Source organism: Alkalihalobacterium sp. APHAB7 (assembly GCF_048323755.1).
Lineage (GTDB): Bacteria > Bacillota > Bacilli > Bacillales > Bacillaceae_F > Alkalihalobacterium.
Genome location: NZ_JBLWFS010000002.1, coordinates 45,460 through 63,228, shown reverse-complemented (window position 1 = coordinate 63,228; position 17,769 = coordinate 45,460). Strand labels below are relative to the sequence as shown.

Below are 17,769 nucleotides of genomic sequence, written 5' to 3'. Positions count from 1 at the left end.
ACATTTTGTGTTGTGAAGGCGGTGAAGTACAATCGAATTAACTGTGAGACAAGAGCAGATTATAGATATTGTTAAAAGCAATGGGCCAATTACTGGAGAACAAATCGCAGAAAGGTTAAATTTAACAAGAGCTACATTAAGACCAGATTTAGCGATTTTAACGATGGCAGGGTTTTTAGATGCACGACCGAGAGTAGGATATTTTTATACTGGAAAAACAGGTTCACAATTGCTAACAGAAAAAGTTAAAAAAATAACAGTACAACAGTATCAATCGATACCTGTTGTAGTGAATGAATCTGCTTCAGTCTATGATGCTATCGTTACGATGTTTTTAGAAGATGTTGGCACGTTATTTGTTGTTGACCAAAACTCATCATTAATGGGAGTTCTTTCTCGTAAAGATTTACTGCGAGCAAGTATCGGTAGTCAAAAAATTGAAACAATGCCTGTTAACATTATTATGACGAGAATGCCTAATATTACAATGTGTCAAAAAGATGATTTAATTATTGAAGTGGCGAATAAGTTAATAGACAAACAAATTGATGCCTTACCAGTAGTCCGTGAGTTTGATAAAGGATCAGGACTGGAAGTAATTGGTAGATTAACAAAAACGAACATTACGAAAGTGTTAGTGGACTTAGCAAACGATGACTTAATTTAATTAGGTTGTTTGTTGGTCAATGAGGAGGTAGTAATGGAGGTATTTAACCATCGCCCGATTGTTTATGTTGTATCGGATTCTGTAGGTGAAACAGCTGAATTAGTTGTACGCGCAGCAGCGAGTCAATATAGTGGATCCGGTGTCGAAGTGAGAAGAATTCCATATGTTGATGATAAAAGTACAATTGATGAAGTGATTGGTCTAGCGCAGCAAGCACAAGCGATTATTGCATTTACATTAGTCATTCCAGAAGTAAAGGAATATTTGATTGAACAAGCCCGAGCAGCACAGGTAGAGGTTGTTGATATTATTGGTCCGATGATGGAAAAGATCGGAACATTAACTCATAAAGAACCTCGCTATGAACCTGGATTGGTATATAGACTCGATGAAGACTATTTTCGTAAAGTGGAAGCAATTGAATTTGCCGTCAAATATGATGATGGACGGGACCCAAGAGGAATCGTTCGAGCAGACATCATTCTAGTCGGGGTTTCTAGAACGTCGAAAACACCACTATCGCAGTATTTAGCTCATAAACGTTTTAAAGTGGCTAATGTTCCATTAGTTCCTGAAGTGGAACCACCTGAAGAACTTTTTAAAGTATCACCTAAAAAGTGTATAGGACTTATTATTAATGCAGATAAGTTGAATGATATACGAACTGAGCGGTTAAAGGCTCTTGGTTTAAAAGCGGAAGCAAATTATGCAAATATGGAACGAATTAAACAAGAACTCGAGTACGCCGAGAAAATTATGAATCGGATCGGTTGTACAGTTATTGATGTTTCAAGTAAAGCGGTAGAGGAAACAGCAAACCTTATATCCAACATGTTCCAAGGCAAATAGAGGCTGAATAGTCAGCCTCTATTTTGTTTTTACATGAAAAATTACGTCAGGTCCTATTCTTTTCTATTAGTGCTGTTAAAGAGTAATGTTAATTTCACACGCTGAGCCCAAAATCAACGGATATCCACAGTATTATTTAACATAGCTTTTCTATTAGGAAAAATTTTTTAAGCATGATAGTAGTCAAATTTAGAAATAATTATTATAATGAAAATTTGTGAGAAAAAAACAGCAAGATTTAGCATAAAACAAAAAAAGAACAAATAAATTGAAAAAGTCAAGACTTTTTCTGTGTTTTTTGGTAATGATAGTTATTGTTAGGTATTTGTCGACAAATTTCATTTCTAAATAACATTTTAGAAGGATTTTCTTAGGAGATGTAGAAATAGAGACCATGTTAACGGAATCATCTGTATATGTTGATGCTGACTCTTGTCCAGTTAAATAGGAAATTTTGGAGATTGCAAAACGTTTTAATGTGGAGGTTGTGTTTGTGTCCTCATACTCACACGATATTCATAGTGAGCAAGCCAAAATTGTTCGTGTTGACTCAGACAAAGAAGCAGCGGATTTATTTATTATGAATCATGCGAAGAGAAATGATGTTGTTATTACACAAGATCATGCTCTCGCTTCCATTTTAGTAGGGCGGGGATTATCAGTTTTATCGCACCGTGGGAAAATATTCTCAGAAGATGAAATGATAACGATCCTTCAACTAAGACATTGGTCTCAAAAACAAAGGAGGTCTGGAAACAAGACAAAAGGGCCAAAAGCATTTACAACATCGGATCGCGAACATTTTTGTGCAAATTTGAGAAAAATATTAAAACTAAAGAAGGAATTTGCCGAAAAAGGTCGAAAACATAGTAACCGGACAGGTAATCCAAATGAAATGTAAAAGATTGGTGATGAGTGATGGGCTACCGCATCCCGGAAGAAAAGATTGAAGAGGTTCGTAAATCAGCAGATATTGTTGAAGTGATAAACGAATATGTTCAGTTAAAAAAACAAGGAAGAAATTACATTGGTCTTTGTCCCTTCCATGGTGAAAAGACGCCTTCTTTCTCAGTCTCACCAGACAAACAACTGTATCACTGCTTTGGATGTGGCGCTGGAGGAAATGTTTTCTCTTTTGTTATGGAATTAGAGGGACTGTCGTTTGTTGAATCTGTAGCCAAACTTGGAAAGAAAGCTAATGTTGAACTCCCGAGTATAAGTACTGATCCGAAAAAATCAAATGAACAGTCTGTGATAGAGGCTGCACATGAACTCGCGATGAAATTTTATCATCACATCTTACTTAAAACAGACATGGGCGCTCCAGGACTAGAGTATTTGGAACAACGAGGCTTTACAAAGGAAATGATTGATACATTTCAACTAGGCTTTGCTCCAAATCATTGGGATAGCTTAACGAGCCTGTTAGAAAAACGAGGATTTAATTTTAAGGCTTTAGAGAATGCAGGATTACTTTCTCTTCGTGAATTTGATGGTAAAGTATTTGATAAGTTTCGCAATCGAGTTATGTTCCCCATTTGGGACGGACAAGGAAATGTTATCGCTTTTGGTGGTCGCATTATTGATGATGGGAAACCAAAATATTTAAATAGTCCAGAAACTGTCCTTTTTAATAAAAGTCGTACTCTTTATGGCATCCATTTAGCTCGCCCGACCATCAGAAAATTAAATCAAGCCGTTCTCTTTGAGGGATATGTTGATGTGATATCAGCATGGGGAGCAGGAGTCTTAAATGGAATTGCAACATTAGGAACTGCACTTACGGAGGAACAAGCAAAAATTATTCGGAGAAATGCAGAAACCGTAATTCTTTGTTATGACTCGGATGAAGCAGGCATTCAGGCTACTTCAAGAGCGGCTTCGATCCTGGTTCAGGCAGGTTGTTATGTGAAGGTAGGTTTGTTACCAGAAGGGCAAGACCCTGATGATTATATTAGGCTTAATGGTGGAGAGCAATTTAAGCGGGATATTATTGAAACTAGTCTAACACTAATGTCGTTTAAAATGCAGTATCTAAGGCGAGGGAAAAACCTTCTCGATGAAGGAGAAAGGATGAGGTATATCGAAGAAGTACTTAATGAAATATCTGATCTTCCTCGCGCAGTAGAAAGAGATCACTATTTAAGACAAATTGCTAGTGAATTTTCGTTATCATTGGATGCATTAAAGCAAGAACAATTTAGAATGTATCGAGAACGGCGGAGTAAGGGAGGCCAACAAAAGCAATCGAATGTTCGTTCTTTCGTTGAAGTGAAAAAACGAGGATTTGAACAGAAAAAGTTACTTCCTGCTTTTCACAATGCTGAAAGAATTCTTTTAGCTCATATGATGAAAAATGCTGAAATAGCTGCTACCATTCAAGAAAAAGTGGGTGGGGCTTTTAACATAGATGAATATCATGCGATTGTTGCGCACCTATTTGCTTATTATGGTGAAGGGTATGAGCCAAACCCAAGCTTGTTTATTGAGAGACTTAATGATGAGAAGCTGAGAAGGGTTGCTACAGAAGTTGCAATGCTTGATATAAGAGAGGATTTAACCGACCAAGAATTAGAGGATTACATTAAAAAGATTGAAACCTATCCAAAATGGGTAGAAATAGAACAAAAAGAGAAAGAAAAAAAAGAAGCTGAAAAACGCAATGATGTTTTAATGGCTGCTCAGATAGCCATGGAAATCATACAAATGAAAAAAGATTTAAAACGATAGCACCTGCTAGAGAGATGATCATTCATCTAATGAGAGTTGACGTGTTGTATCAATGGAAGGAGGGGATCGAATGGCTGAGAAACCATTACGCCCACTCGCGGATGGAGATTTAACCATCGATCAAGTGAAAGAACAACTAGTTGAGCTAGGTAAAAAAAGAGGAGTATTAACATACGCAGAAATTACAGAGAAGCTGGCGGTATTTGACCAAGACTCGGATCAAATTGATGAGTTTTTCGAGTACTTAGGTGAGCAAGGTATTGAGATATTAAATGATAATGATGATGTACCTAATATGCAGCAAATGGTAAAAGAAGAAGAGGAATTTGATTTAAATGACTTAAGTGTTCCTCCTGGAATTAAAATTAACGATCCAGTACGTATGTACTTAAAAGAAATCGGCCGTGTTCCACTTCTTTCTGCCGAAGAAGAAATTAACTTAGCGAAAAAAATTGAAGAAGGTGACGAGGAAGCTAAACGTCGTTTAGCTGAAGCGAACCTTCGACTCGTTGTTAGTATTGCTAAGCGATATGTTGGGCGTGGAATGTTATTCCTCGATTTAATCCAAGAAGGAAATATGGGTTTAATCAAGGCGGTTGAAAAATTTGATTATCGTAAAGGGTATAAGTTTAGTACGTATGCGACATGGTGGATCCGCCAGGCGATTACTCGCGCGATTGCAGACCAAGCTCGTACGATTCGTATTCCGGTCCATATGGTCGAAACGATTAATAAATTAATTCGTGTACAGCGTCAGTTACTTCAAGATTTAGGACGTGAACCGACTCCTGAAGAAGTATCGGAAGAAATGGATTTAACGCCTGAAAAAGTAAGAGAAATCCTTAAAATTGCTCAAGAGCCAGTTTCTTTAGAAACACCAATTGGTGAAGAAGATGACTCTCACCTTGGTGACTTCATTGAAGACCAAGATGCACTAGCTCCTTCAGATGCTGCAGCTTACGAGTTATTAAAAGAGCAGCTAGAGGACGTACTAGATACACTAACCGACCGAGAAGAGAATGTCTTACGCCTTCGCTTTGGTCTAGATGACGGTAGAACTCGAACACTTGAGGAAGTAGGTAAAGTATTCGGTGTAACACGCGAGAGAATTCGTCAAATTGAAGCGAAAGCATTAAGAAAGTTAAGACACCCAAGTCGTAGTAAGCGACTTAAAGATTTTTTAGATTAAATTATATTTCAAGCTGGCTCTCAGGAGTCAGCTTTTTTTGCTTTAACTTCTCGCTCTTTCGTACGATAATAAATATAGCGAACCTTCAGGAGGAGAATGGATGAACCAAGAGCGGAAAGAAATCATCATTAAAGAAATCAAATATTGGAAACAAACAAGACTTCTTCCCGAACAATATTGTAATTTTCTGCTTACCCTTTATTCGGAAGGAGAAGAAGAACATTTAAAGGTAGAAGAAGAGTCGCGCTCTAGTATGGACGTGAAGTCTATGTCTACCTTTTTTATCGTTCAATTTTTATTATTGTTTATTGTTGTTGTCATTTATTTTACTGATTTTCCATTTTTATTGCAAATGGCATTTGGGTTATTATGTGGGTTTCTCATTTTAAAAATTGCTAAAAAAACACGAAATAAGCTTCCTCAATTAGCCTATCTTTATTTTTTAATGGCGGCAATCGTTCTTTTATTACTTTTAGCCCAAGTGGTGGAACAAATTTTACCTGGCCATCGAATCGCTATGATGTTAGTTATTTTACTGAACTGTTTTGCTTGGTTGTTCATTGGTTTCAAAATGAAATTGAAGCCTTTTATGATTGGTGGCATCGCTGGAATAATACTCAGTATTGCTTTTTACGCATTCTATTAAGGACATAAGAAATTAAAAGTTTATTTTTTTTTGATTTTTGTTAAAATGGATAAAGGCAATAGAAAACAATGACAAAATAAGCAATTCTTCAGTTAACTCTTTTCTCTTTACCTGTTTTCAAGTAAAATGGTAGAGGGAATTCAAATGGATTCACTTTTGGTTATTTATATGTCATTATTATAGTGTAAAGGGGGACAAGATCGTGAAAGGTAGACCGTTATTTCCTTTTGCAGTAATTGCAATAGCAGGGATTCTTCTAATGGTGGCACTATCATTCCAAGGCTTATTAGCTAGTCAAGCGGATGAAGGGGAAGCCGAAGAGGAAATCGTATTCGATGATCCAATTGCAGCTGGTGAAGAGCTAACACAGCGAAGCTGTTTAAGTTGTCATGGACAAGATCTACAAGGATTAGCTAGCAATCCTGCAATTAATGCTTTAGAAGGTAAGTTCACTGAAGAAGAAATTGTACAAATTATTTTTGGGCAATATGAAGGTGTAAATATGCCTGCGATGAACAATCTAAAGCCTGCTGAAGCAGAAGCAATTGCTACATACTTACTACACATTTCTGAGTAATATGTATATGTGAGGAAAGAGGGGATATTGGCCCCTCTTTTTTTATTTGCCTTCCGCTTTTCATAGTCTAACTTTAGGTGCTATCGGCTCGAGGTCGCTTCGATCCATCAACCTTCCGCTTTTCATAGTTGCACATTGCCATTAAATATAGGTATGATTAAAGCAAAGTTTACATAAATGTGGTGAGAAAATGAATGAAACAAAATTGTCAAAGCGGCTGGAAACGGTAGCTAACTTTGTAATTGAAGGATCGAGGATTGCTGATATTGGCTCAGATCATGCATACCTCCCTTCTTATTTATGTGTGAATGGTCGAATTAGCTTTGCGGTTGCAGGTGAGGTGAATGAAGGTCCTTATCAATCTGCATTATCGCAAGTGGAGAAATTAGGGATAGCTGATAAAGTTCATGTTCGGAAAGGAAATGGACTTGAAGTAGTATCTCCTAGTGAAGTCGATCACATCATTATTGCAGGTATGGGAGGGGCTCTCATTACTGATATTTTAGAAGCTGGCCGCGATAAGCTTGTAGGAGTAAAGCGACTAATTCTTCAGCCCAATGTGATGGCAGATCGCATTCGAAAATGGTTACTAACGAATGGGTGGGAATTAATTAAAGAAGTCGTTTTAGAAGAAGACGAAAAAATATATGAAGTCCTAGTAGTCGAAAGAGGAAATGCCGATGAGCCATACAGTGAGAATAGGGAGCTTGAATTACTCCTAGGTCCTTTTTTAATGCAAGAAAAAAATTCAGCTTTTATTAAAAAATGGGAAAGTGAAATACAAAGTTGGAAGCGAATTTTGCTACAATTTGAACAAGCGAAAGAAACAGAAGAAGTGAAAGCCAAAAAAGAAGAATTAATACAACTTATTTCAATAGTGGAGGAGGTTGTTGCAACATGAGTAAACTTGCAAATGGACAAACAGTGATCCAGTTATTTGAAAGTTGGTCCCCTAAATCGCTTGCCGTAGAAGGTGATAAGAATGGCTTAATGGTTGGGACGTTAAATAAACCCATTCAGAAAGTAATGATTGCATTAGATGTCCTTGAAGAAGTCATGGATGAAGCAATAGAAGCGGGTGTAGATTTAATAATTGCCCACCATCCACTTATTTTTAGACCATTAAAAAATATTGATACGAGCCGTCCAGCGGGGCGCATTATAGAAAAAGCCATTAAGCATAATATTACGATTTACGCTGCTCATACCAATTTAGATGTGACTAAGGGTGGGGTAAATGACATGATGGCCGATGCTTTGGGATTAAAGAATACTGAGGTACTCTCACCCACGACTGAAGTGGCCTTAAAAAAAGTTGTCGTGTTCGTTCCAAAAAGTCACGTAGATCAAGTTCGCATAGCTTTAGGTAATGCAGGAGCTGGTCATATCGGTAATTACAGTCACTGTACGTTTAATAGTGAAGGAACAGGTACCTTTACCCCATTAGAAGGGACGAATCCGTTTATTGGTGAACAAGGAAAATTAGAAAAAGTGGAAGAAGTTAAAGTTGAAACGGTTATTCCTGCTCATCTGCAAAATAAGGTCATTGCTGCTTTGATCAAAGCTCATCCGTATGAAGAGCCTGCTTATGATGTTTATCCACTTGACAACAAAGGAGAATTACTTGGATTAGGGCGTATTGGAATTCTTGAAGAAGCAATGACACTAGAACAGTTTGCTCATCATGTTAAGCAAGCTTTTGAAGTGAAGGGTGCTAGAGTTGTAGGAAAATTTGATGCAACAGTGAAAAAGGTTGCTGTTCTCGGCGGTGATGGTAACAAGTACATGTCCCAAGCTTTATTTAAAGGGGCTGATGTATTTGTTACAGGAGATGTCTATTATCATGTTGCTCACGATGCGATGATGGATGGCCTTAATATCGTTGATCCGGGTCATAATGTAGAAAAAATTATGAAACAAGGCGTTCAAAAGTACCTGACAGGGCAATTATCAAATCAAAATTATCAAACCGAGGTCATTGTCAGTAAAATAAATACAGACCCTTTTACATTCATTTAATTTAGTGCTAAAAAGTGACGGACAATCAGATTGAAACATCTGAAGTAAGACTTTCGAATACTAAAAAAAGATGCAGTTGTGATCTCTATTAAGATCCAACTGCATCTTTTATATGCTCTTTTCTCAAAGTTCTAGAAAGTGCTTTATCATTTATTTGGAATCTTTTTTAGCTTTTACTTTTGGTAAGATCTTCTGCAATGTAACTTTACGTTCTTTCCCCCATGTCGCTTCATCTTCAGGGTTATACTTTTCTAGGAATTCAATCACTTCTTTAGTTATAGGAGTTGGAGTTGAAGCACCTGAAGTAACACCTACTATATTAACGCCCTCTAACCACTTTAGCTTTAATTCAGTTAAATCAGAAATACGATATGCTTTTGTCCCTGCAATTTGTTCGGAAACTTGTGCTAGACGATTCGAATTATTACTTTTTGGATCACCGACAACGATAACTAGGTCAGCTTGCTTCGCTTGTTCTGCAACAGCCTCCTGCCTTACTTGAGTCGCTAAACAAATTTCATTATGAACTTCCGCATGAGGATATTTTTTTAGTGCATGGTTCATAATATCTGCAACATCCCATTGGCTCATTGTCGTTTGATTGGTAATAATGATTTTTTCCTTGCTTAACTGAAGTTTTTCTACATCTTGTGTTGATTCAACTAAATGAACGATATCAGGTGCTACACCAATAGCTCCTTCAGGTTCTGGATGACCTTTTTTGCCTACGTAAATCACATCGTACCCTTCTGCTTTCTTCTCTAAAATAAGATCATGGGTTCTAGATACGTCAGGACAAGTTGCATCAACAACGGTTAGCCCTTTTTCTTTTGCGAGCTTACGAACTTCTGGGGATACGCCATGAGCCGTAAAAATGACGGTACCTTTATCGACTTGTTTTATAATATCTAAACGATTCGGTCCGTCTAATGAAATGATTCCTTCCTCTTCAAAGGCATCTGTAACGTGTTTATTATGAACGATCATTCCTAATATATATATTGGGCGAGGTAAATCAAGGTTTTGGGCGGCTTGTCTGGCAAGAACCATTGCATCAACTACACCATAACAATAGCCTCGCGGTGATATTTTTAATACTTTCATGCTTGGCCTCCTATTAGTAACATACTATATTACATTATAAAGGAGGACTGTACCTTATACAATGAATTCACTTCGAGCGCTTAGATATACATTTTAGGGGCAGGTATATTTCCGTGAGTTGACTTTTTAGTGGAGGAAGCCTTCTTTGTAACAGTCGTTTTTTTGTTGGATAAAGAATTTATTTTTTTAGTATCTTTAGTTTTTTTACCAGGCTTCACTTTTTTACTTTCTGTTACCTTCAAATTTGGTTTTACTTTTTTTTCTGAACTTGTATGTTCATCTGTGCTGATCGTCTCTTCTTTATCAGTGGTATTTGTTTCAATTTCTGAATGGTCTGTGGTATCACTATTCGCTGTCTCGGTGTTTTCTTCACCATCTGAATTGCTTTTTAGAATTTGGTATAGTTGTGGCATGCTTTTTAGGAGTGGACCATATTGCTGGATCATAGGTGTTACTTGTTGTACGACACCCATAACACGTTGAGCGTTATTGAGTATACCCATTAAGTTCATGCCTCCACCCATCGCGCCAGTACCAGCAGCACCCATACCACTCGCTAAAGCTCCAGGTCCAGCAGCAGTAGCTCCTAAACCAGGACCTATACTACTGCCCATACCACTGAACAAACCTCCACCAGCACCTGGTGCCATACTTGAACCTAAACCACCAGCACCTGGCATCATGCCTGAACCTAAACCGCCAGCAGCTCCTCTACCAAATAGACGTGCTAACAGACCTCCACCGCCAGTAGGTCGTATTGCTCCAGTGGGCATGCCAAACATACCTGGAGCGGACGTTGGGGGTTGATTTAGAAATGGAACGTTGAAAGGGCCTGGGGATGGTGGCGGTGGCATCATCATTTGTTGTTGGTAAGGAAAAACCATCATTTTCATCCTTTCGTGCAAAATTCATTCTCTATGATTAGGTATATGCACGATAGAACGTTTGGTGCAATTGCGATTATGTTCACAGTAATATAATGACAAATTCGCTTTTACATTCTGTTTTTGGTAGAATAAACAATTGCATAGAATAAAAACCTTTATAAAGTAAAAAGAGGTAGGAGACAGTTATGACAAATTCAAATTTTGCTCGTTTCGATTTACAAGCTTTTTTAATAAACGCAGTAACAGCACAAGGCTTTACATTACCAACGGAAATACAAGAACGATTAATTCCAGCCATACGAAGTGGTAAGGATGTTATTGGTCAATCACAAACAGGTTCAGGTAAGACGTTGGCGTTCTTATTACCGATTGTAGATGTAATTGATTCTGAAAGGGAAGAGGTACAAGCCGTCATCGCTGCACCGACACGTGAGTTGGCGACACAAATATTTAATGAACTGAAAAAGTTATTAGATCATCAAGAGGAACAAACCATTCAGGCAAAACTCCTCGTTGGAGGAACAGACCGCTCTCGAATGATTGACAAGCTTGAAAAAACACAGCCTCACATCGTCATTGGTACACCTGGACGTATTAATGACTTAATTGAAGATCAAGCTCTAAATGTTCAAGAGACACCGATGCTAGTTGTGGATGAAGCTGATCAAATGTTAGATATGGGCTTTTTAGAAGATGTGGATAAAGTAGCTTCGCGAATGAGTGTCGATTTACAGATGCTAGTTTTCTCGGCTACAATTCCCGAAAAATTACAGCCGTTCTTACGTAAATATATGAACAACCCAAGACATGTTCATGTGAAACCTGAACATGCTGCTGCCCCTAAAATTGAGCATCGTTTAATTTCACTAAGACACCGAAATAAAATTGAAGTAACCATTGAAGTGGCTAAAAGCGTTAATCCGTACCTTGCCATTATATTTACGAACACAAAAGAACAAGCAGATGAAGTAGCAAATGCGATGCTTTCACAAGGGTTAAATGTAGGGCGATTGCATGGCGGGTTGCAACCACGTGAAAGAAAGCAAGTGATGAAGCAAGTCAATGATGTAAAAATTCAGTACTTAGTTGCGACGGACCTAGCGGCTAGAGGAATTGATATTAAAGGAATTACTCATATTATCAATTACAATATACCAAAAGACCTTGATTTCTATATTCATCGTGTGGGGAGAACAGCACGTGCAGGAAATGAGGGACTAGCTGTTACGATTTATGAACCACATGAGCAAGAGGCAATCGAGAAGTTAATGAAAAGAGGAATTTCTTTCACTTTCACTGAGGTTAAAAATGGTGAGTTAATTACATTGGATAAGCAGAAATTCGGTGGAAGTAGGCCTAAAGCCAAAAGCCCAGTTAGCAGCGGTAAAGCGATTGCTAGGCCTAAAAAAGTGAAGCCAGGTTATAAAAAGAAAGCACGCTATTTACAAGAAAAGCAAGATAAGCGCGACAGAAGAATAAATCGTAGAAAGAATAAATAAATAAAATAATTATTGGAGTGGAGAAGATGTTATTAGGATCACATGTGTCAATGAGTGGTAAGAAAATGCTATTAGCATCAAGTGAGGAAGCTGTTTCATACGGGGCAAATACCTTTATGATTTATACAGGAGCCCCTCAAAATACACGTCGAAAACCTATTGAAGAGTTGAATATTGAAGCTGGGTTAGCTCATATGAAAGAAAATGGGATCGATGAAATTGTCGTTCACGCACCTTATATTATTAATATTGCCAATACAGAAAAGCCTGCCACCTTTCGTTTAGGTGTTGACTTTTTACGGAGTGAGATTGAACGAACCGAAGCGTTAGGAGCAAAACAAATCGTTCTTCATCCTGGTGCACATGTTGGAGCAGGGGCTGAAGCTGGAATAAAAAAAATAATAGAAGGTTTAAATGAGGTTTTAGAAAAAGAGCAAAAGGTTCAAATTGCTCTTGAGACGATGGCTGGAAAAGGGACTGAATGTGGACGTTCATTTGAAGAGTTAGCGAGCATTATAGATGGGGTTACACACAACGAAAAATTATCTGTCTGTTTTGATACGTGCCATACTCATGATGCAGGATATGATATCGTTAATGATTTTGATGGTGTACTCGAGCAATTTGATAAGTTAATTGGTATTGACCGCATTAAAGTACTTCACATCAATGATAGCAAAAATGAACGCGGGGCAAGAAAAGACCGACACGAAAACATCGGTTTTGGTCATATCGGTTACGATGCACTACGTCACATTGTCCATCACCCACAATTAAAGGATACTCCAAAGATTTTAGAGACTCCTTATATTGGTGAAGATAAAAATAATAAAAAGGCTCCATACAAGCACGAAATTGAAATGCTTAAAAGCTCTAATTTTAATGACCAATTAAAAGAAGTTATTATGGGCTCATAAGCATTGCTGTAACAGTATTATTAAACATGGCTAAATGAAAAAAAGACTGTCTCATACCTTTCCACACCTTTTAAGGTGTAATAGGTCCATGATACAGTCTTTTTTGCGATGAGTTGCAAAATAGTACCTCATTTCTAGATTACAGTTGGTCCAGTAAATGCCCATATTGGTTAAGTAATTGAGTAATTACTTTTGAAACATAGGGGTCTACTTCTGTTTGTAAGCGATTGATTAACCGTTCAACTTGTGTACGATCTCCAACATCAATTGGTTCGGACTGTAGAACTTGAATTACCTCACTTGCTTGTTTTTCTGTGATAGGCATTTGATGTTGGTGAGATAAAGCAACTAATTCTTTTTTTGTTAAAGAATTAATTTTATGATTGATCATTTGTTGAAAAAAAGGATTTAACATCAGTTTTCCTCCTTACCCACTAATACCTACAGTTTATGAACGGCCTAGAAAATTGTGAAAAGAAACCAAACATGATTTTTTAGCTTGTTCGAAAAAAGAATTTATAAAAAACCATTTACAAAGTTTCCCCCTAGCTAATATAATTGGTTATATTATAAAAAGTTTACCTAAGGAAACTTTTAATCACAAAACCTAAATACCTTTCATAAAATAGGTTTAGATAAATTGCGGATACGTTGTTTAACGATAACTTAACATTAGAAAGTTAAGCCTGTTGCTATAAGGTCTAAACTTTAATATAAGACCGATGATCGACTATAACAGAGAGGGGTTTAAAAATGGGAAGAATGTTAGAGGTAAATAATCTCTCCGTTTATTACGATAATCTTCAAGCAATTAATAATGTAAGCTTTTCTGCTGATGAAGGGAAATTAATTGGAATTGTCGGCCCGAATGGAGCTGGGAAGTCAACTTTAATAAAAGCAATATTAGGCTTAGAAAAGTCAACGAACAGCGGAATAAATGCCTTAGATAAGTCTATTAAAAAGGCGAGAAGACAAATAGCATATGTACCGCAGCGAAGTCTGATTGATTGGGATTTTCCTGTGCTTGTAGAAGATGTCGTTATGATGGGACGTTATATTCACTTGCCTTGGTATAAACGACCTTCAAAAGATGATAAAAGAATTGTCACAGAGGCTTTAGAGAAGGTAGGAATGATCGATTTTAGAAAACGACAAATTGGTGAGCTTTCTGGCGGGCAGCAACAACGTGTTTTTATTGCTAGAGCATTAGCCCAACAAGCCACACTGTTTTTCCTTGATGAGCCTTTTGCAGGAATTGATGTAACCTCTGAAGAGATCATCATAAATATTTTAAAGTCACTAAGAGAAGAAAATAAGACGATCCTTGTCGTTCATCATGATTTAAGCAAGGTAGAAGAGTACTTTGATCAAGTTATGTTAGTGAATAAAGAACTAATCGGGTATGGAGAAGTGAGTGAAACGTTTAAACCAGAACTGCTATCACAAACATACAAAGGTAAGATTAAACTATTTAAAGACAATGACCAAATGATGGTGGTGGGTAACTAATGCAAGAAATATTATCTTTTATTGACCAAGTTTCCCGTTATAATTATCTTCAACAAGCGTTAATTGCAGCAGTATTAGTTGGGATTATTTGCGGCGTAATTGGTTGTTTTATAATATTACGTGGTATGGCTCTGATGGGAGATGCGATCTCGCATGCTGTTTTACCAGGGGTTGTCATTGCGTATATGGTCGGTGCTAGTTTCTTTGTGGGTGCCGTAATTGCAGGGGTCTTAACGGCACTTGGGATTGGTTATGTTTCACAGAATAGTCGGATTAAAGACGATTCAGCAATAGGAATATTATTTACGGCTGCATTTGCCCTTGGTGTCGTTTTATTAACTAATTTGCGTGGAACATCATTAGATTTATGGCACATATTGTTTGGGAATGTTTTAGCTGTATCTCGAAGTGATTTATGGGTGACGTTTGGAATTGGCGTCTTTGTTCTGTTAATGATTTTCTTATTTTACCGTCCTTTACTCATGAGTACATTTGATCCAACTATGGCGAAAGCAGCCGGAATACCTGTACAAATGATTCATTACTTATTGATGCTTCTGTTATCCTTAGTAACAGTCGCTTCGTTAAAAACAGTAGGTATTATTTTAGTTGTGGCAATGTTAATTACCCCTGGAGCAACCGCTTATTTATTAACAGATCGATTCCCCGTGATGTTATTTTTATCAGCATTCTTTGGTTCGATATCTGCTGTATTAGGGATTTTCTTTTCTGTTGTATATGATGTAGCGTCAGGGGCTTCGATCGTGCTTGTTGCTTCAGTTATATTTGGGATTGTGTTTTTCTTTTCACCAAAACAAGGTGTTGTCACTAGGTACTTTCGTTCAAAGGTTCAAAGGGCTCAAAGGGCCGCATCATAGAAAAAGAGGCACTCATTTATGGGATGAGTGCCTCTTTACATATAATTTAAAGATGTCTAGTTCCAGTACCTAGCGAGACTTCGCTCACTTCCTTGCGCTTTTCTCAAATATTAACTTTCTTCACTAAAGCGAGTAGCCATTCTATAAAAAGTAAGTTGACTTTGTAATTGCTTTTCACCTTCTTGCTGTGGTAGGTAATGGTAATGACCAAACTTGTCTTGCTCTCTAGCTTTTACATTATCTTTTAAGGTGATATCTAAAACTTCAATAATTCGTCTTTTAATATGGGGGCTATAGATCGGGAATAAGATTTCAATTCGCTTTTCCATATTTCTTGTCATCCAATCTGCAGACGAAAGAAAGATTTTCTCCTCGCCATCGTGATGAAAATAAAAAATACGGCTATGCTCGAGAAAACGATCGACAATACTTCTTACACGAATGTTTTCACTTACCCCCTCAATACCAGGTCTTAAACAACAAATTCCTCGTACAATTAAATCAATTTTGACTCCTGCTTGTGAAGCTTCATAAAGTTTTAGAATAATTGGCTTGTCCGTTAGCGAATTCATCTTAGCAATAATCCGTCCATTTCCTGATTGTAAATGAGCTTCAATTTCCTGATCAATGGCTTCGATAAACGTTTCTCTAATTTGAAAAGGTGCAGTAGAAAGGTGGTTCCAGATTGGTTTAATACTATACCCACTTAAATAGTTAAAGAAATTAGTTGCATCAATGCCGAAACCTTCATCTGAAGTAAGAATGCCCATGTCTGTGTATAGTTTTGCGGTTGAGTCATTGTAATTTCCTGTTCCTAAATGGACATAACGTTGAATCTTATCATTTTCATGGCGAACGACTAGTGTAATTTTACTATGTGTTTTTAAAGCCGTAATTCCATATATAACATGGACACCCGCTTTTTCTAATTTTTTAGCCCATTGAATATTATTTTCTTCATCAAAACGTGCTTTTAATTCGACAAGAACAGTTACTTGCTTTCCGTTTTCTGCTGCTCTTGCTAAGGCGTTAATGATCGGTGAGTCACCGCTGACACGATACAACGTTTGTTTGATAGCGAGTACATTCGGGTCATCTGCAGCCATCCCTAAGAAATCAAGTATCGGTTGAAAGGATTCATATGGATGATGAAGAAAAATGTCCTTTTTATCAATTGCTTGGAAAATATTATCCTCGTTTATTAAATCTTCAGGTTGCTGTGGTATTAAATTTTCATTCGCTAGATGCTCGTAATCTGATATTAGTTTTCCATAAAGCTTAAATAGGAACGATAAATCTAAAGGGCCTTTGAAAGAATAAACATCTCTTCTATGAACTTCTAATACATCAAGTAAAAGGCTTAACACTTTAGGCTCCATCAAACCTTCTTGAATTTCAAGACGAACGGTAGACCCCGATTTTCGCTTCTTTAATTCTTTTTCAATCTCTCTTAAGAGGTCACGAGCTCCTTCTTCATGTATTGTTAAATCAGCGTTACGAGTAATCCTAAATGGAGATACCGATTGCACTTCATACCCTTTAAATAATTGACCAATAAAATGGCTGATTACATTTTCAAGCAAAATAAACTGTTGTTTTTCACATTGGCTAGGTAGTTGGATAAATCGATTTAATACACTTGGAACTTGTACAATGGCTAAGCGTTCTTTTTTTTGTTGTTGGTTAGTGTCATTAAGTAACACAGCTAAGTTTAAACTTTTATTTAATAGCATTGGAAAAGGACGATAGGCATCAATTGCCATAGGCGTTAAAACAGGAAATATATAATGTAAAAAGCGTTCTTCTAAGAACATCATTTGCTCATTGGTTACTTCATCAATGGCTAAGAATTGAACGCCTTCATGGTAGAGCATCGGTAATAATGTCTCACAAAACATATTATCCTGAAGACGAACAAGTTGTTGTGTTTTTTCAGAGATCTTTTTTAATTGCTGTTTTGGTGTTAACCCTGCTTTATTTTCTGGTCTGTTAAATCCCGCTTTTACTTGGTCTTTTAAGCCAGCGACACGGACCATAAAAAATTCGTCTAAGTTCGAGCTAAATATTGCTAAAAATTTTAATCTTTCCAATAGTGGGTTTCTTTCGTCTATGGCTTCCTCTAAGACACGCTCGTTGAAGGCTAACCAACTGAGCTCACGGTTATTGTAGAAGGTTGCATTATTTAGATCAATGGGCATATTTTGTTCGATGTATCTTGTCGACATAATTATCAACCTCTCCAAAGAAAATATCTAATCTCATTCCATAATATCAATTAATTGTAAATCTTATGTAAAG

Annotated in this window: 17 protein-coding genes; 13 read left to right on the top strand and 4 right to left on the bottom strand. The window is 37.1% G+C overall.

The features are described 5' to 3' along the window. Positions 1–43: 43 nt before the first annotated feature. The 9 genes from ACNSTQ_RS02665 (at position 44) to ACNSTQ_RS02625 (ending at position 8,677) form a co-directional block, all read left to right on the top strand. The gene (locus ACNSTQ_RS02665; protein ID WP_418198306.1) at positions 44–667 is read left to right on the top strand and encodes a helix-turn-helix transcriptional regulator; all 624 of its coding nucleotides are present in this window, start codon (positions 44–46) and stop codon (positions 665–667) included. Positions 668–700: 33 nt separating this feature from the next. Beyond that, positions 701–1,516: a pyruvate, water dikinase regulatory protein gene (locus tag ACNSTQ_RS02660; protein ID WP_418198305.1), complete on the top strand. Its 816-nt coding sequence runs from the start codon at positions 701–703 to the stop codon at positions 1,514–1,516. Between the two features lie 454 nt (positions 1,517–1,970). Further along, positions 1,971–2,417, top strand: a complete 447-nt coding sequence (locus ACNSTQ_RS02655) for a YaiI/YqxD family protein (RefSeq protein ID WP_418198304.1) — start codon at positions 1,971–1,973, stop codon at positions 2,415–2,417. Positions 2,418–2,434: 17 nt separating this feature from the next. Further along, positions 2,435–4,246: a DNA primase gene (gene dnaG / locus ACNSTQ_RS02650; RefSeq protein ID WP_418198303.1), complete on the top strand. Its 1,812-nt coding sequence runs from the start codon at positions 2,435–2,437 to the stop codon at positions 4,244–4,246. A 70-nt stretch (positions 4,247–4,316) separates the two neighbouring features. Continuing rightward, positions 4,317–5,435, top strand: coding sequence for an RNA polymerase sigma factor RpoD (gene rpoD, locus ACNSTQ_RS02645; RefSeq protein ID WP_418198302.1), 1,119 nt, complete (start codon positions 4,317–4,319; stop codon positions 5,433–5,435). Between the two features lie 100 nt (positions 5,436–5,535). Next, entirely contained in the window at positions 5,536–6,081 is a 546-nt protein-coding gene (locus tag ACNSTQ_RS02640) for a hypothetical protein (RefSeq protein WP_418198301.1), read from the top strand. Positions 6,082–6,283: 202 nt separating this feature from the next. Continuing rightward, the gene (locus ACNSTQ_RS02635; protein ID WP_418198300.1) at positions 6,284–6,658 is read left to right on the top strand and encodes a c-type cytochrome; all 375 of its coding nucleotides are present in this window, start codon (positions 6,284–6,286) and stop codon (positions 6,656–6,658) included. A gap of 190 nt (positions 6,659–6,848) precedes the next feature. Further along, on the top strand, positions 6,849–7,559 hold the full coding sequence (locus tag ACNSTQ_RS02630; RefSeq protein WP_418198299.1) for a tRNA (adenine(22)-N(1))-methyltransferase: 711 nt from the start codon (positions 6,849–6,851) through the stop codon (positions 7,557–7,559). Next, complete coding sequence (locus ACNSTQ_RS02625; RefSeq protein WP_418198298.1) at positions 7,556–8,677, top strand: Nif3-like dinuclear metal center hexameric protein; 1,122 nt, start codon at positions 7,556–7,558, stop codon at positions 8,675–8,677. The genes ACNSTQ_RS02630 and ACNSTQ_RS02625 overlap by 4 nt, the downstream gene beginning before the upstream one ends. A gap of 150 nt (positions 8,678–8,827) precedes the next feature. On the opposite strand, the gene ACNSTQ_RS02620 is transcribed toward ACNSTQ_RS02625, so the two are convergent. Both ACNSTQ_RS02620 and vrrA read right to left on the bottom strand, forming a co-directional pair. Further along, positions 8,828–9,781 carry a 4-hydroxy-3-methylbut-2-enyl diphosphate reductase gene (locus ACNSTQ_RS02620; protein ID WP_418198297.1) on the bottom strand — a complete coding sequence of 318 codons (954 nt, stop codon included), beginning with the start codon at positions 9,779–9,781 and terminating at the stop codon, positions 8,828–8,830. An 80-nt stretch (positions 9,782–9,861) separates the two neighbouring features. Beyond that, positions 9,862–10,665: a VrrA/YqfQ family protein gene (vrrA, locus tag ACNSTQ_RS02615; protein ID WP_418198296.1), complete on the bottom strand. Its 804-nt coding sequence runs from the start codon at positions 10,663–10,665 to the stop codon at positions 9,862–9,864. Between the two features lie 188 nt (positions 10,666–10,853). On the opposite strand from vrrA, the gene ACNSTQ_RS02610 reads away from it, so the two are divergent. Both ACNSTQ_RS02610 and ACNSTQ_RS02605 read left to right on the top strand, forming a co-directional pair. Further along, positions 10,854–12,167 carry a DEAD/DEAH box helicase gene (locus tag ACNSTQ_RS02610; protein ID WP_418198295.1) on the top strand — a complete coding sequence of 438 codons (1,314 nt, stop codon included), beginning with the start codon at positions 10,854–10,856 and terminating at the stop codon, positions 12,165–12,167. Positions 12,168–12,193: 26 nt separating this feature from the next. Further along, positions 12,194–13,084 carry a deoxyribonuclease IV gene (locus ACNSTQ_RS02605; protein ID WP_418198294.1) on the top strand — a complete coding sequence of 297 codons (891 nt, stop codon included), beginning with the start codon at positions 12,194–12,196 and terminating at the stop codon, positions 13,082–13,084. A gap of 139 nt (positions 13,085–13,223) precedes the next feature. On the opposite strand, the gene ACNSTQ_RS02600 is transcribed toward ACNSTQ_RS02605, so the two are convergent. Then, a complete protein-coding gene (locus ACNSTQ_RS02600; protein ID WP_418198293.1) occupies positions 13,224–13,499 on the bottom strand; it encodes a DUF2624 domain-containing protein in 276 nt (91 codons plus the stop codon). 338 nt (positions 13,500–13,837) lie between these two features. On the opposite strand from ACNSTQ_RS02600, the gene ACNSTQ_RS02595 reads away from it, so the two are divergent. Continuing rightward, complete coding sequence (locus ACNSTQ_RS02595; protein ID WP_418198292.1) at positions 13,838–14,593, top strand: metal ABC transporter ATP-binding protein; 756 nt, start codon at positions 13,838–13,840, stop codon at positions 14,591–14,593. Next, positions 14,593–15,471: an iron chelate uptake ABC transporter family permease subunit gene (locus tag ACNSTQ_RS02590; RefSeq protein WP_418198291.1), complete on the top strand. Its 879-nt coding sequence runs from the start codon at positions 14,593–14,595 to the stop codon at positions 15,469–15,471. Before ACNSTQ_RS02595 ends, ACNSTQ_RS02590 begins: the two co-directional genes overlap by 1 nt. A gap of 110 nt (positions 15,472–15,581) precedes the next feature. On the opposite strand, the gene ACNSTQ_RS02585 is transcribed toward ACNSTQ_RS02590, so the two are convergent. Beyond that, a complete protein-coding gene (locus ACNSTQ_RS02585; RefSeq protein WP_418198290.1) occupies positions 15,582–17,696 on the bottom strand; it encodes an RNA degradosome polyphosphate kinase in 2,115 nt (704 codons plus the stop codon). Positions 17,697–17,769: the final 73 nt, after the last annotated feature.

Excerpts from the sequence above, each read along its gene's own strand:
- ACNSTQ_RS02660 (WP_418198305.1), top strand. The coding sequence starts at position 701 with ATGGAGGTATTTAACCATCGCCCGATTGTTTATGTTGTATCGGATTCT.
- dnaG (WP_418198303.1), top strand. The coding sequence starts at position 2,435 with ATGGGCTACCGCATCCCGGAAGAAAAGATTGAAGAGGTTCGTAAATCA.
- rpoD (WP_418198302.1), top strand. The coding sequence starts at position 4,317 with ATGGCTGAGAAACCATTACGCCCACTCGCGGATGGAGATTTAACCATC.
- ACNSTQ_RS02640 (WP_418198301.1), top strand. The coding sequence starts at position 5,536 with ATGAACCAAGAGCGGAAAGAAATCATCATTAAAGAAATCAAATATTGG.
- ACNSTQ_RS02630 (WP_418198299.1), top strand. The coding sequence starts at position 6,849 with ATGAATGAAACAAAATTGTCAAAGCGGCTGGAAACGGTAGCTAACTTT.
- ACNSTQ_RS02625 (WP_418198298.1), top strand. The coding sequence starts at position 7,556 with ATGAGTAAACTTGCAAATGGACAAACAGTGATCCAGTTATTTGAAAGT.
- ACNSTQ_RS02620 (WP_418198297.1), bottom strand. The coding sequence starts at position 9,781 with ATGAAAGTATTAAAAATATCACCGCGAGGCTATTGTTATGGTGTAGTT.
- vrrA (WP_418198296.1), bottom strand. The coding sequence starts at position 10,665 with ATGGTTTTTCCTTACCAACAACAAATGATGATGCCACCGCCACCATCC.
- ACNSTQ_RS02610 (WP_418198295.1), top strand. The coding sequence starts at position 10,854 with ATGACAAATTCAAATTTTGCTCGTTTCGATTTACAAGCTTTTTTAATA.
- ACNSTQ_RS02605 (WP_418198294.1), top strand. The coding sequence starts at position 12,194 with ATGTTATTAGGATCACATGTGTCAATGAGTGGTAAGAAAATGCTATTA.
- ACNSTQ_RS02600 (WP_418198293.1), bottom strand. The coding sequence starts at position 13,499 with ATGTTAAATCCTTTTTTTCAACAAATGATCAATCATAAAATTAATTCT.
- ACNSTQ_RS02595 (WP_418198292.1), top strand. The coding sequence starts at position 13,838 with ATGGGAAGAATGTTAGAGGTAAATAATCTCTCCGTTTATTACGATAAT.
- ACNSTQ_RS02590 (WP_418198291.1), top strand. The coding sequence starts at position 14,593 with ATGCAAGAAATATTATCTTTTATTGACCAAGTTTCCCGTTATAATTAT.
- ACNSTQ_RS02585 (WP_418198290.1), bottom strand. The coding sequence starts at position 17,696 with ATGTCGACAAGATACATCGAACAAAATATGCCCATTGATCTAAATAAT.